The sequence below is a fragment of the Bacillota bacterium genome, from assembly GCA_013178125.1.
Taxonomy (GTDB): domain Bacteria; phylum Bacillota; class SHA-98; order Ch115; family JABLXJ01; genus JABLXL01.
Genome location: JABLXJ010000010.1, coordinates 1 through 12,738, shown reverse-complemented (window position 1 = coordinate 12,738; position 12,738 = coordinate 1). Strand labels below are relative to the sequence as shown.

Genomic DNA, 12,738 nt, shown 5'->3' with positions numbered 1-12,738 from the left:
CCACAGCTAAAGCCGTTTTCATTCTCAGATGGTGCCGCTTATGCGGTATGAGGCGCGGTATAAGGGTCTGCAAAGAAACTTGGCAGGCTGCTCCACCACTCTGCCAAGAAAGTTGCCACCTTCGCCTCTTTGTCGGGGCACTCTGCCAAGATTCTTGGCAGGACGGGTGAGTAACTGCCCATAAATTTGGCACCCCTGCGCGTGACCTGCCAAGAAAGTTGTCACTGTGCATGTTTGGGCGCATACTTAGGCGCATACTCGGGGAGCAAAGACTATCAGAACTTGTGACCAGAACTTATGAAACGAAGTACTGGAGTACTGGAGAACGGAATGGGGGTCTTGGGGTGGATCTGCAAAGGAATTTAAAACTTATAGTAGGAATTATTCTCTTCATTGTTGTAACGGCCCTTATAGGTTACCTTGCTGTAGCCAATTTGAACTCTGCGATCGGTGCGCTTTCCGGAATTCCCGGGGGGGAAGCTACCGGGCCTGACGGAACTGGCCTCGAGGCAAGTCTCGCCAATATCATCCGCGCGCGCCAGCTCATCTATGCGCTGGTACCTGCAGCCCTCGTTCTTTTGATTGGTATCATCTTTCTCTTGAAGAGAGAGGCGGCGAGCATAGCCAGCCAGGCGGTCCAGCTAGCCCATAAGCTTGTTTCCGGGGAGTGTAAATTGGACTTGGCAGAGCAATTAGACTCTGCAGGGCGCGTAAAGGTGGGCGCGCCGAAGGGGCCGAAGGGAAAGGAGCTGAAGGGAGAGGGGATGGGGGCCCCAGGGGGAGCTCCAGGGGAGCTCGCGGCGGCGTTCAGCGAGGTGGCCGCAAGCTTGTACGGTTTGATTGACAACGCCAGGAGCGCAACTGACAAGGTGATCTCCAATGTGAATGCCCTGGCCAACTCGGCTGACCAGGCATCCCAGGCCGCCTCCCAGATTGCCGAGGCTATCGAAGGAGTGGCAAAGGGCACATCGGATCAAGCCAAGCATACGACGGATACGGTCAAGCTCATGGATGAGCTGAAGGTTATAATAGATAAAATCGCCTCCACAGCCCAGGAGCAATCCGAGAGCACACATGAAGTATCTGAGACCATAAAGAACATGTCCAAGATGATTGAGGACGTGGCAGCACATGCAGAGCGGGTGGCCCGGGCTGCAGATGAGGCGTTTAAAGCTGCGAGCGTCGGGCAGGAAACAGTTAAGGCTACAGTGGAGGGCATGGACCAGATCCGGTCAACGGTCCTGGAGGCCGCGCAAAAGGTCAGGGAACTGGGCGAACATTCCAAGCAGATCGGCGAGATCCTGCAGGTCATAAGCCTCATCGCAGACCAGACCAACCTCCTGGCCCTCAACGCCGCCATTGAGGCTGCCAGGGCTGGGGACCATGGTCGGGGCTTTGCTGTGGTTGCTGATGAAGTGCGGAAGCTTGCCCAGCGATCGAGCAATTCCACCAAGGAGATCGGTGCGATAATAGGTAATATCCGCAAAGGAACGGATGTCGTTATAGAGGCTATGGAATCAGGCACAAATGAGGTCAATAAGGGAAGCGAGCTCGCAGCACGCGCCGGGGAGGCGCTTGAGAGCATAGTGGGGGCAATGCAGGTAACGAATAACGAGATCAAGGGCATCTCCGAAGCGGCAAAGAAGCTCTCCCTCAACGGAGGAAAGGTTGTCGAGGCGGTGAGCAACGTTGAGGATACCGCCGAAGAGAATGCAGTCTTCGCACAGGAGATGGCTGAGAGCAGCGCCAAGGTCCGCGATGCTGTGAAACAGGTTTCAGCGATATCCGAGGAAACGGCAAGCGCGGCCGAGGAGATAGCTGCTTCTGCTGAGGAGGTGAGCGCTTCGGTCGAGAACATCAGCAGCTCAGCGAGGACCTTGATAGCCGTAGCGAAAGAGCTAGAATCTATGATCGCGAGCTTTGGGGACCGTCCTGCTAAACGATAGTAGTTCATATTCATAATTCATATTTGTAGTAGTGTTTGCCATAGAGAATCACTGGCAAAATAAATCCTGGGTGGGGGGTAACAAGAGGTGTCCGAGGGCCTTAATAAGCTGAAGGAACTGGAAGCTCAGGGTTATGGGATCACAAAGTCCCGGGAGACCCCCGAAGGCATGGTCAGGTGCATCATGACGCAGAGCAGCACGGGGTTGAAAAAGGTTATCGACCTTACGCCCGAAGAATATAACCGCGCGATGGCCAGAAGTTAAGACTTATTTACCGGGCCCCTCTGCTGGGGCCCTTCCTGCTTGTCTTGTCTTACTCTCTTGCGCGCCCGTTGACAACGGGATTGTTTTATGCTATTATAAAAAACGTCCAGATGAGACTTTGGACCGCAGACTGTAGATATAAGATATAGATCCTAGGTTATATCTTTGAGCTTTAAGGTGTGCCGAAGTGGCGGAAATGGCAGACGCGCTAGATTCAGGGTCTAGTGGCCATTAACGGCCGTCGGGGTTCAAATCCCCGCTTCGGCACCAAATATGTACAAAGGCTTATTTGGTGCGGGTTTGAAGGATTCCAAGAGGGCACTTGCTAATCATTTGCTAATCAGCGTATATTGAGGATGTCGCCCATGACTTGGGCGGCTTCTCTTTGCATGGTAGGCGTCACATGCGAGTACCGATCAAGCGTCATGCTGATGTTGGAATGGCCTAATCTTTCCTGTACGATTTTCGGGTGCATCCCGCGGGCAAGTAAGAGCGTGGCACATGTATGACGCAGGTCATGGAAGCGGATCTTCTTGACCCCAGAAGCCTCTATTAGCTGGGCGAACTCCCTCTGCCCAAAGTTGTTCATCTGGAGGGGTTCCCCCGTCTCCTTAGCAAACACGAATTCAAGGTTACGGTACAGTACACCCAGCTTGAGGCGCTGCTGATTCCTGTTCAGCCTTATGGCGTGCCAGGAGCCTCGCTAGTGCCGGTGATATGGCAATCGCCCTGCCCCTGCCGGTCTTTGGCGTGCCCATGACGGGGTCAGGGCCCGCCTTGATGAGTGTACGCCGAACCGAAATTGTCAGGTTCTCGAGGTCCACGTCCTCCCACTTGAGACCACATAGCTCGCCTTTCCTCATGCCTGTTTCCAGTGCCATAGTATAGAATGCCTCGCACTGTGTTCCTCTCTTCCTTGCTGCTGAGAGGAACCTACGAACCTCTTCCTCGCTCCACACCTGCATATCGAGATTCTTCTTGCCCTTCGGTTTTTCAGCCACCATAGCCGCAGGATTGACGTTGATAAGGCGCTCATTCTGCATGGCGACCTTCAAAGCCTGGTGGAGTACTGCATGGTGTTGCTCCAGCGTTGACGAAGACAGACCCGAATTGTTGTAATAAGCCTGGATGTCAGCAGGCTGAAGTTTCTGGAGGCGAATGTGCCCGAGGGCCGGTATCAGATGGTTCCTCACTATGGAAGCATATGTCTCTTGGGTTCGGAACTTCTTCTTGCTGCTATTCGTGACATACACGTCGAGCCATCTGATCAGCCATTCTCCGACTGTCATCTTGGTGGGCTCAACGAGCTCTCCCCTGTTGTACTGGTGAAGAAGTTCCGCCAGCTTGGCCTCTGCCTCCTTCTTCGTACCCCTTACTGTAATCCATTTCTGATCCGGCCTGCTCTTGCCAGTTTTAGGATCGACTTTGCGTCCTACTGTCAAAACGATGGTCCACGAGTTCTTAGACCGCTTCGTTATGTATCCTCTCACTAATTCGTGCCCCCAATCTCATCAGGTAGTTCTTTTGCTGGAGATTTCCCAAAGTACCTTTTCGCGATTTTGATCTGTTCACGGATGAATTCAACGCCCCTTTCCCCTAAGGATTCAATTTCGAAAGCAAGTTCTTCAACCTCCTTTGAGCGATTTAGATGTGTTAGTCTATCATTAAGCAGCTTAAGCTCGCGGACAAATTCATGAATCGATATGATGGGTTCGCCGACATCTGCAGACAGACCTTTTTCCTCCGACGCATCCATTTCTTCTTTGATGACCTCGCGATGAGCGGATATCCCAGATAGTAGAAGCCCTATGTCAGCGTTTAGTCCTTGGTTTTTGGTAGCACTTTTGATGGCCTTTAAGTATTCCTGCTCAAGGAAACGCGTTATTATCTTCTGTATGCTGGTCTCGTCGCTCAGTACGGAAGAGATCTCTTCAAGCCATCTGATATTTCTAACGGCCAAGCTCCTAAGATCCTCGACTCGGTCCCGGGGAACATCTTCCTCTACCCAGGCTCGCAATTCATCTACGTGGACATTCAGTGCCCTCCCGAGGGCTTCAAGAACACTGTCGGAAGGACGAATCCTAGATCCCGTTTCCAATTGCGATAGATAGGAATACGATAATCCTGTCCTCTCGGCAAGATCAACTAGCCTCAGGCCGCTCTGTTTTCGCATTATGCGAAGTCGTCCGCCAAACCTCATGATGGAAATCACCCCCATCGCTAGCATAGCATTACTTTGCTATCATGGCAATATTTTTATAATTTTTTTGCTTGTTTTTCTTACGATGATGAATTTGCTGCATAGCATAAAAAATGGAGGCACAAATCATCACAAGAGGTGCTCACGTCGAGATCTATGAAATCAACGTATGCGGGGAGGAATGGATGGTATGAAAAGTGATAGATGCATCCGCAATGATAGCAACCAAGAAATGGAGTTTTTAACTGTAGATGAACTTGCTAAATATCTCCGAATCGGCCGCTCTGCCGCTTATGAGATATGTCGTCAGCCAGATTTTCCTGTGGTAAGAATCGGTCGAACGATTCGGATACCCAGGGCGCGCTTAATAGGGTGGATAGAGCAAGGTGGTAGCTCCGTGCCTCGTGATTGAAGATAAGCCTTGCCGGATCTCCCAAAGTCGTAGGACTGCCTACTTTATAGGCAAATCTGGAACATTTGATTCTCGGAGTTCCTGATGAGAATTAAGTTGTGGCTTCAATAGACCAGGTTCTTAAGGGAAAGTAAAAAGGTCATGCCCTCATAACGGAACAAACCTATTTCGCTATAGGTGGGTGAGACATATGGGCAAACCGGGCCCTAAAAGCGCTAAAGGTATCAAGGCTGTCATTATGACTGAGTTATAATGTCATTTTCACATCCGACATTTACCCGACATTTTCAGAGAGGCAAATTCGGCTTCAAGCATCGAGTAGATATCTAGCCAGGTCTTGAGTATTGCCCTCTTCTCAAGGTTGTGGTTACTTTTGCCGGTTGCCGGGCGGTCGCTGCTCATAATCCCTTCCACAAGAACTCGCGGAGATCGTTTTGTGCCTCAGGAAGTCCCCGTGTCCACGCCCGGGCCTCCTGGAGCGCCCTGCGCCGCCTGGCCCGGGTAGTGATGTCTTTCATACCTTTACGGAATTCCCTGCTGTCTTCCTCGCGGCCAGTATCGTTCCACTACCTAACAGGTCCAGACACTCCTTTACTGGATAGCATTTGAGGCAGCCCGACCGTATGAGCTGCCCCGTTTGATTTACATTAATGAGACCTTAGAAGTCAAGAATCTGCTACGAAAGGTTCACCAACTACCAGGGTTTTTCTGGATCTGTCAGGAGCCTCCCGAGAAGTGGCGGATTGACCTTGGAAATGTCGACTCCCATACGGGTGAGAATCGTAGGCACTATATCCCTCTGGTCACCCCTCCGTTCAATCGCCGGGTCATTCGTCGCAAGGAACACATAGGGAGCCATAGAATGAGTGGTCTTCCCCTCATCAAAACCGTGATCTGAGGTAACGTAAATGCGCGTCTCCTCGTATACCCCTAATTCTTTCAGCTTTTCCACTATCCGTCCCAGCCATTTGTCTGCTTCTACAATGGCATCTGAGTATTCACGAGAATTCTCCCCATATTTGTGGCCTGCATGATCGGGATCGGAGAAATGGAAGAAGGCAAAGAAGCGTCCCTTACCATATTGATCCAGGCTATCCAGAGCAAGCTTCCCTACCTCATCAGCGGGCCTTGCCTTGTCGCCCTGGAAGAGATCGATAGCTGGTTTTGCGTTGTAGAAAGGCTCTCCTCGATGGGATTGCATAGCGAAACGACGTTTTACTTTCATACCTTCAGGCGATTTCGCAGACCCTGAAGATAACTTTTTCAGAACTTTAGAAGGGGCTTCCGTCATAATAGAGATTATGGCACGCCCTACCTTGTCGTCCCCGAACACCTTTTTAAGTCTCTCCAATACCTGATCCCGAGATACGCCTTTCTTCTCTAACTGCTTCCACAGAAGCTCCGCGATTAAGGGTTCTTCTGAAGTGGGTCCTTTCGAACCGAGGTTTCCTCCCTTGCCAGTAATCATGATCGTTGTAATGTTATCCTTCCCGAATGCATCTTCGAGCCGCTCGAAGATTGTATATCCTTTAGGGATTGGCTGGTAAACAGAGTTGCTGTATACTCCTGTGACTTCTGGACCATAACCTGTGAGCATCTGCGCGTGGCCAGCTTTGGTGTCGGTCTTATGCGTTACGTCTATTTCTACTATTGTGCCCTCTGCTATGAGGGCTTTGAGATTAGGCAGTTGCCCTGCGTCCAGTAGCTCACGTAGATGGTCTCTTTGAACCCCATCCCATGAGATAAGAACGGCATTCTTGATAGGCTCCGATGCTCCATCCGATGTTCCAGAAGCTACGCTAACCGAGCTAATGGTGCTAACAACGAGCAATGCGATTAACACATGCAAAGCCACAGAATGGATTTTCCTTGAAAACCCAGACTCTCTCATTCCATAGGACCCTCCGTCTTTAGAGAATTTTTTCTTCCTTTATGTATAACGAGTCATCAGGTTCACAGGTTCCCAAAAATGGGATGGAAATAGCAACTTTGCCGGTATAGAGTCTGCTGGAAAATACCAGTTGTTGATTCTGGTGGACATTGTGTAGGATAATGGCTGTACCTGGCAATGGCGGTCCTCAATATGCTCATGTAGTTGCCGGTTTCGTAGACTATGAGGCGCTTGCCTCCCGGAAGTTGACAATATCCAGGAGCCTCTCATCGATCTCCTTCAGGAATCTAGAAGGTCCCACGTATTCCGGCCTCCTTCCAGGAGTCTTTTCCATGGAGTATGAAAGATAGAGCTTATCCCTGGCACTCGTGAGGGCCACACACATAAGCCTTCGTTCCTCCTCTGCATCGCTTTCGTTTGCAGCCCTGAAGTGGGGAATAATACCCTCCTCAAGCCCCGGGAGGATCACATGGCTGAACTCCTTTCCCTTTGACGCATGAATGGTCATCACCTTTATAGCCTTGGCCGGCCCCGTGCCTTCCGAGAGCCTAAATGGCACACGAGCCTGGATAAGCTCCCTGCATATCGGGGCAAGCTGGGCCCTGGTCCTGGTGAGCACTGCTATCTCTCCCGGGGCTATTCCCTTGAGAGGAAGGTCCTTGATGAGCTCTGCCACATATATGGCCTCATCTTGGTTGTTTGAGGCCACATATAGGTCGATTGGATCACCCCAGTCCCTCACCGGGAACTGGGGGATGGGCACCGTTGTGGTGCCGTGCTTTATCAACGAGTTTGCAGCAACCACGATGTTGCCAGCGGACCTGTAATTTCGCCTGAGCATGTAGGTTCTGGTGCTGGAGTTCCGCATATACTCAAGAGTAATTCCCACGGCCCCGCCTTTAAACGCAAATATCTCCTGCTGTGGGTCCCCTACTGCAAACAAGTTGCCGTGGACTGAGGCAAGGAGCTTTACGATCTCCCACTGGCATGGGTCCAGGTCCTGGAATTCATCTATGAGCACGTGGCGAAATCGCCGCGCATACCTTAACCTGATCTCGTCACTTGACTGCAGGAGCCAGAGGGTATTTACAAGGAGGTCATCGAAGTCCATGGCGTTCAATTCAAGGAGACGCCTCCTGTAAAGCGAGGCCGCCTTGTGTAAGAATCCGTCGCGGGGATCATCCTTCAGGGTCAGACGGCATAGAGATACGGCACGTAAAACCTCCTCAGGGCTTGCCTCAACCCCGAGCCTGTTGAGTATCCCCTTCATGATGGCCCGAGCCCCGGTAGCGTCTACTATGGTAAAGCCTCCCCCATACCCAAGAGCACTCAGGGGAGATGATTCTGCCCTGAGTATCCGGTAGCATATGCTGTGGAAGGTCCCTATCCACGCCTGTCCAGTTCCAGGGGTACCGCTCAGCCGATCCTTCAATTCCCCCGCCGCCTTCCTGGTGAAGGTAATACACAGGATTGATGAGGGTGCGGCTCCTCTCTTGATGAGCCTGCCCATCCTCTCTGTAAGCACCTTCGTTTTGCCGCTACCCGCTGGAGCCAGCACCAGGATATGCCCGCAAGGGGCGTCTACAGCCCGCGATTGATCTGGATCCAGATGCAAGATATCACCCCCAGGATGAAAAATATAAAGAGCGCCAGCATCACCGGCCGGCGCCTTCCTTCCCTGTCCTTGCCGCAAGGGCGGCCTCGATTCTCTCGATCGTCTCTGCGGCTATCCTATGGACCCGCTGGAATGCTTCGATGATCTTCTCTGGACCAACCTCCCACAGTGCCAGGTAATTAGCGGATGCGGTCTCTATTCCGAAGTGGGAGCATACAACGAACGCTACCGCCTCGGCCTCTATCTCTTTTTGCTCTCTGCTGAGGCCGCCGTTTTCAGGGTTCCGGTGCAGGAGTTCGTGGGCAAGCTCATGCGTGATTACAGACACCTTCCCCGCCTCATCGAGCCTGTCGTCTATTTCGATCCTGCCGCCATAGCTTGTGCCGTGATGGTCACCATGGAGGGTCCTGTACTGGCAAGCTATGCCCTTGCCTTTTACTATTTGCTCCAGGATGGGAAGGAGGCCTCTGCTATTTCCAGAGGCTGTTATGGGCGCTTCTGGAAGCGGGGCTCCCTCTGTCTGGCTGACATCGAATTCGATCTCTCTGACAAGTTCCCTGGCATTCACCTGTGACGACTCCTTTCCCTTTCATACCTTGCGTATGGTATAGCTACCTTCGGACTTGCTAAGGACCTGGACGCCCCGGTGCGTCGATTCGTTCCGGGGCGTTCGACCGTGTACGCTGGCCCTTCAGGGCCGCATTGTTGACGTGCGAGGCGCTTCGCGCAAGCGCGCTCTCGGGTATCCACCTGTCGTCACGGCAGTTCGTCTACGAAGGACTCTTCACCACCGAATTCGGCGATATGAGCGACGCCGATAGCTGCCCTCAGCCTGATCTCCTCGGGGCAGTCATCGAGGTAGGTCTCCGTGCATAGGAACGGAGGTCCGTCATGGTCTTCGAGGTAGCCGACGACGCACTGGTACTGGCGCACGTATGGTCCGTCCACCTCGACGGCGCAGTCACCGTCGCGTCCTTCAGGACCGTACCAAACAGCATAGTCGCCAGGACCCAGCACATCTGGTTCACGCCAAGGCGTCATGGGTATGTTCCCTCCTTTCCGTGTAGGTGGTCTTCGGACGGGCTGCCCCAGGGCCTTCTAAGACCGCTGTGGGGTCTATTGGGGTCTTGGGATGTATTGCGGGCTGCTCTCGCAAGAGGGGGTGCCTATCGGATGGAGTCTAGAGGCGCTGCGGGCTAAGCAAGAAGGCCGAGCTCCTTGATGCTTGTAAAGTTGTGGTCGCCGATGATGATGTGGTCGAGGAGGTCGATGCCAAGTAGGTCGCCTGCTTGCTTTAGCCTCTTTGTGATGAGCACGTCATCGGCGCTCGGGGTGGGATCGCCTGAGGGGTGATTGTGGACGATGATTATCGAGGCAGCGCTGTGCCGGATGGCAGGCTTGAACGCCTCCCTCGGGTGGACCTCAGCTGACGTGAGGCTGCCTATCGAGACGGTTTCCACAGTGAGCACCTCGCTCTTCGCCGAGAGGAGCACGACCTTGAGGTGCTCGCGGTCGAGGTGGCACATCTCCTCCATGAGAAGCTCCGCCACGTCCCCCGGCTTGTGGACGAACTTCTTCCTCGGCCGCGAGATGCGGGAGATGCGCTTGCCGAGCTCTATTGCGGCCTTTACCCTTTCAGCAGTGCGGATACCAACGCCCCTGATCTCGGCGATCTCCTCAACCGTCGCCTGCGAAAGCCAGATCGCAAGAGCCTCGGGGCTGTTGAACCGCCTGAAGAGCGCGTCCCATTCCCCGTCGTCGGATTCTCTCAGGGTGAGCCTAACAAGGTCATGGACATCCATGTCCGCCACAGGGTACGTGTCCACGAAGGACCATCTCCTTTCGCTATATCGCTGGACTGATGCGATGTTGGATATCGAGTGGAGGGGGATCTGTGGTGGCCTCGGAAGCTCGCGAGAGCGTGCTCTCGGGGCCGGGAGAGATGCCGGAGGTAGCACGGGGAGACCGCAGGCGCGCTATCTGGGCTCGCCTGTCACGACCTTAAACGAGGGCGGACGGGCGATTACCTCGACGCCATCAACAACTTCGCCATCCTTGGTCACCACGTGGCGCCCGACTATCTCGACTTACGTCTTCAGCTCGGCCCACTTGGGGGATTCCGTCACGTTGATGAGATCGGACCTGCCATGATCCTTGAGCCAGGCGAGAAGCACAGCATCGTTGCGCCTGAATTCTGGCTGCTGCTGCCTCACCTGGACCGTGCCCGATGGGAGCTTCACCGCCTTCCGCCTGGGGTCGATGGCGAACTTGGGGATGAAGTACTCCATGAGGAGGGCGGTGAAGAACCGCTCGGTGCGCTCAGCCTCGCGGCGGCGGTCCGCAAGCCACCTCTCCACGCGCTCGATCTCTTGATGCGCGAGCGCCTCTGCCGTGGCGAGCTCCTGGCGGGTCTGGGCTATCTTGCGGACCGCCCAGTTCGCCTGGGCATCGTCTTGGATTCGGAAACGCTCGCGCAGAGGAGCTTCTTCTTCCTCAGACTCCGGTATCTCGTCAGGACCCTCGTACGCTCCAAGGAGCACGTCTTCCAGCGACTCAGCCATCTCTCTCATCCTCCTTTTGTCTCCTCCTCATCCGCCTTGGTGAGGCTTGCGCGCACGCAGTTTTGCTAGGCAAGGGCAGCCTCCTGTTGACGTAGATATTTGCGACGCCTTATATGATCTCAGTCGTGTAGGCTGTGACCACGCGCTCGTCCAGGCGCCTCCTGGCGCTTTCAAAGGCGCCCCTATCGTCAATGCCTAAGGACGAGATAACCTTGGCAAGCTCGCCGATTACCGCGTGAACTGTTTCCGCATCGATCATCCTCGCCATCTCCTCGGGTACCTCCTTGTCGTGGTTTAACTGACTGTCCCCGGCCATCGGGCCGGCATCGTGTGCGTGCATGCCCCAAGAGCCCACGGCGGAGCCATTTGCGCTGACGCCTGTGCGGCGGGGGCCTCGTGACGTCCACCTTCATCGCCACCTTTCCTCTCAGGCGCGGGGTCTTGCGTTTTGGTGCGGGGGTCCTTCTGGCGGAACCATTCGTTTCAGGCGCGCTTGGCTGGACAACGGGACCGTTGCGGAACGTTGAGAGGGCAGTCGCGACAGGCAAGCCCGGCGCATCTTCCCAGCGCTCTGCTTGCCTCGCAGGCTCTCGCCTTAAGGTCGGCATCCGTTGTGCGAGAGGCCCTTGCGACCAGGTCCAAGGCAAGAGCCTTAGGTTCCAACAGCTCTGCAACCGCTGGCATGGGCACCACCTCCTTGCAAGGTACAAAGAGGGCCCGGCGCAAACGCGCCGGACCCTTAGTGAGCGGTCAAGTCTCATTCAGGCTAGCTTGTCCACGTGATGTGTTTGTTGCTCAACGTAGCAGAAGAGACGAGCAGCCCCGTCCGATGCTGCTTGCTGGGCGTTGTCTTCAGGCGTGGTGAGGGCATGCGTCTTATGCAGGCCACCACTGGTCTTGATACGGTGTAGATGTCACTTGAGAGGATGTGGATGGTCGGGATGGACGCGAGGGGTGGGTTTGGACTGGGCGAGGTGGAACGGGGGCATCTTTGCTAGCGAGGTCCCGGTACGAGCTACTCCGAGGCCGCCTTGCGCTGGCAGGCCATGCATAGCGGCTTTCCGAACTTGCGCGTTGAGAAGTCGCACACGGAGCGGGTGATCTGCGCCCCGCACTCGGTGCACAGGTACCGGCGGTCTTCTTGGTTGTCCTTCTCTCCCGCCCGGGCCGCCTGTGCTTTGTGACGGTCGAGGGGGGAGGTGCCAGCGGTCTTTCCAGGAGTCGCAACAGGGCAGCTTCGTCCGTCATCCGCGCCAGCGACGTCCCCGCCGAGCTCCTCGAGGGCGACCATGTCCACGCCGGTGAAATCACGGAGTGCCCTTGCCTTTGCTCTGGTGGCAGCCATCCGCAGGATGTGCGGGGCGATGGTGGGGTTCACGTTGGAGGGGGAAGCGTCTCCGACCTCCCGGTAGATCGAGCCATCCGTGCCCTCAAGGAGTGCTGCGCAGACTGCATAGTTTCCGTTGGCGTCCGATGGGATCTGCACGACCTCTGCCTCGAGCCTCTTGATCCCTTTCTCCTTTGCAAGCTCAAGGAGACCGCCGTACAATATGAACTCTTTCCCCTGGAGCCTCTTCACGAACCTCTTCTTGAATTCGTCGTTCATCTCCATTTGTGCCTTGCCTCCTCTTTTCGTTCGGTTTTTTGTCATGCGGCAAGACGGCAAGACCTCGCTACGTCATCGGATCACCTCCCTGCAACAAAAAATGGCCCCACCGTGAGGGGGTGGGGCTCGGAAAGATTTCGGGAAAGCTTCAGGTGTTTCATGGACCTCCCGAGAAAAATTCCCGGATTTGGGCCTATTAAAGGCTCGTTCAGCTTGGGGGAGTTATGAGGATGGAGCGGGATG

The 12,738-nt window shown here is 54.6% G+C and carries 15 protein-coding genes and 1 tRNA gene; 4 read left to right on the top strand and 12 right to left on the bottom strand.

Translation table 11 applies throughout. The features are described from left to right. Positions 1–764: 764 nt before the first annotated feature. The 3 genes from HPY71_09725 (at position 765) to HPY71_09715 (ending at position 2,480) form a co-directional block, all read left to right on the top strand. Positions 765–1,946, top strand: a complete 1,182-nt coding sequence (locus HPY71_09725; GenBank protein ID NPV53785.1) for a hypothetical protein — start codon at positions 765–767, stop codon at positions 1,944–1,946. Positions 1,947–2,033: 87 nt separating this feature from the next. Beyond that, positions 2,034–2,210, top strand: a complete 177-nt coding sequence (locus HPY71_09720) for a hypothetical protein (GenBank protein NPV53784.1) — start codon at positions 2,034–2,036, stop codon at positions 2,208–2,210. Positions 2,211–2,391: 181 nt separating this feature from the next. Continuing rightward, a tRNA-Leu gene (locus HPY71_09715) sits at positions 2,392–2,480 on the top strand. A 70-nt stretch (positions 2,481–2,550) separates the two neighbouring features. Here the strand turns inward: HPY71_09715 and HPY71_09710 are convergent. Genes HPY71_09710 through HPY71_09700 form a run of 3 tightly spaced genes read right to left on the bottom strand, consistent with a single transcriptional unit; the run spans position 2,551 to position 4,410 of the window. Further along, positions 2,551–2,799 carry a site-specific integrase gene (locus HPY71_09710; GenBank protein ID NPV53783.1) on the bottom strand — a complete coding sequence of 83 codons (249 nt, stop codon included), beginning with the start codon at positions 2,797–2,799 and terminating at the stop codon, positions 2,551–2,553. Between the two features lie 43 nt (positions 2,800–2,842). Next, positions 2,843–3,700: a tyrosine-type recombinase/integrase gene (locus HPY71_09705; protein ID NPV53782.1), complete on the bottom strand. Its 858-nt coding sequence runs from the start codon at positions 3,698–3,700 to the stop codon at positions 2,843–2,845. After that, a complete protein-coding gene (locus HPY71_09700) occupies positions 3,700–4,410 on the bottom strand; it encodes a helix-turn-helix domain-containing protein (protein ID NPV53781.1) in 711 nt (236 codons plus the stop codon). Before HPY71_09700 ends, HPY71_09705 begins: the two co-directional genes overlap by 1 nt. Positions 4,411–4,600: 190 nt before the next feature. Between HPY71_09700 and HPY71_09695 the strand changes: the two genes are divergently transcribed. Then, complete coding sequence (locus HPY71_09695) at positions 4,601–4,822, top strand: helix-turn-helix domain-containing protein (GenBank protein NPV53780.1); 222 nt, start codon at positions 4,601–4,603, stop codon at positions 4,820–4,822. A gap of 694 nt (positions 4,823–5,516) precedes the next feature. On the opposite strand, the gene HPY71_09690 is transcribed toward HPY71_09695, so the two are convergent. From HPY71_09690 to HPY71_09650, 9 genes are all read right to left on the bottom strand, one after another. Beyond that, positions 5,517–6,713, bottom strand: coding sequence for a sulfatase-like hydrolase/transferase (locus HPY71_09690; GenBank protein NPV53779.1), 1,197 nt, complete (start codon positions 6,711–6,713; stop codon positions 5,517–5,519). A gap of 220 nt (positions 6,714–6,933) precedes the next feature. Beyond that, entirely contained in the window at positions 6,934–8,328 is a 1,395-nt protein-coding gene (locus HPY71_09685; GenBank protein ID NPV53778.1) for an ATP-dependent helicase, read from the bottom strand. Between the two features lie 40 nt (positions 8,329–8,368). After that, a complete protein-coding gene (locus HPY71_09680) occupies positions 8,369–8,896 on the bottom strand; it encodes an ImmA/IrrE family metallo-endopeptidase (GenBank protein ID NPV53777.1) in 528 nt (175 codons plus the stop codon). A 188-nt stretch (positions 8,897–9,084) separates the two neighbouring features. Continuing rightward, positions 9,085–9,369 (bottom strand): hypothetical protein, encoded by a 285-nt coding sequence (locus HPY71_09675; GenBank protein NPV53776.1) that lies wholly within the window; start codon positions 9,367–9,369, stop codon positions 9,085–9,087. Positions 9,370–9,524: 155 nt separating this feature from the next. Continuing rightward, complete coding sequence (gene radC, locus HPY71_09670) at positions 9,525–10,154, bottom strand: DNA repair protein RadC (GenBank protein NPV53775.1); 630 nt, start codon at positions 10,152–10,154, stop codon at positions 9,525–9,527. A 261-nt stretch (positions 10,155–10,415) separates the two neighbouring features. Continuing rightward, positions 10,416–10,889: a hypothetical protein gene (locus HPY71_09665; protein NPV53774.1), complete on the bottom strand. Its 474-nt coding sequence runs from the start codon at positions 10,887–10,889 to the stop codon at positions 10,416–10,418. 109 nt (positions 10,890–10,998) lie between these two features. Continuing rightward, positions 10,999–11,205, bottom strand: coding sequence for a hypothetical protein (locus tag HPY71_09660; GenBank protein ID NPV53773.1), 207 nt, complete (start codon positions 11,203–11,205; stop codon positions 10,999–11,001). 167 nt (positions 11,206–11,372) lie between these two features. Beyond that, positions 11,373–11,573, bottom strand: a complete 201-nt coding sequence (locus tag HPY71_09655) for a hypothetical protein (GenBank protein ID NPV53772.1) — start codon at positions 11,571–11,573, stop codon at positions 11,373–11,375. Between the two features lie 331 nt (positions 11,574–11,904). Further along, a complete protein-coding gene (locus HPY71_09650) occupies positions 11,905–12,501 on the bottom strand; it encodes a hypothetical protein (protein ID NPV53771.1) in 597 nt (198 codons plus the stop codon). Between the last annotated feature and the right edge of the window lie 237 nt (positions 12,502–12,738).

Coding starts and splice junctions, on each gene's coding strand:
- HPY71_09725 (NPV53785.1), top strand. CDS start 765: ATGGGGGCCCCAGGGGGAGCTCCAGGGGAGCTCGCGGCGGCGTTCAGC.
- HPY71_09710 (NPV53783.1), bottom strand. CDS start 2,799: ATGAACAACTTTGGGCAGAGGGAGTTCGCCCAGCTAATAGAGGCTTCT.
- HPY71_09700 (NPV53781.1), bottom strand. CDS start 4,410: ATGAGGTTTGGCGGACGACTTCGCATAATGCGAAAACAGAGCGGCCTG.
- HPY71_09695 (NPV53780.1), top strand. CDS start 4,601: ATGAAAAGTGATAGATGCATCCGCAATGATAGCAACCAAGAAATGGAG.
- HPY71_09690 (NPV53779.1), bottom strand. CDS start 6,713: ATGAGAGAGTCTGGGTTTTCAAGGAAAATCCATTCTGTGGCTTTGCAT.
- HPY71_09675 (NPV53776.1), bottom strand. CDS start 9,369: ATGACGCCTTGGCGTGAACCAGATGTGCTGGGTCCTGGCGACTATGCT.
- HPY71_09665 (NPV53774.1), bottom strand. CDS start 10,889: ATGGCTGAGTCGCTGGAAGACGTGCTCCTTGGAGCGTACGAGGGTCCT.
- HPY71_09660 (NPV53773.1), bottom strand. CDS start 11,205: ATGGCCGGGGACAGTCAGTTAAACCACGACAAGGAGGTACCCGAGGAG.
- HPY71_09655 (NPV53772.1), bottom strand. CDS start 11,573: ATGCCAGCGGTTGCAGAGCTGTTGGAACCTAAGGCTCTTGCCTTGGAC.
- HPY71_09650 (NPV53771.1), bottom strand. CDS start 12,501: ATGGAGATGAACGACGAATTCAAGAAGAGGTTCGTGAAGAGGCTCCAG.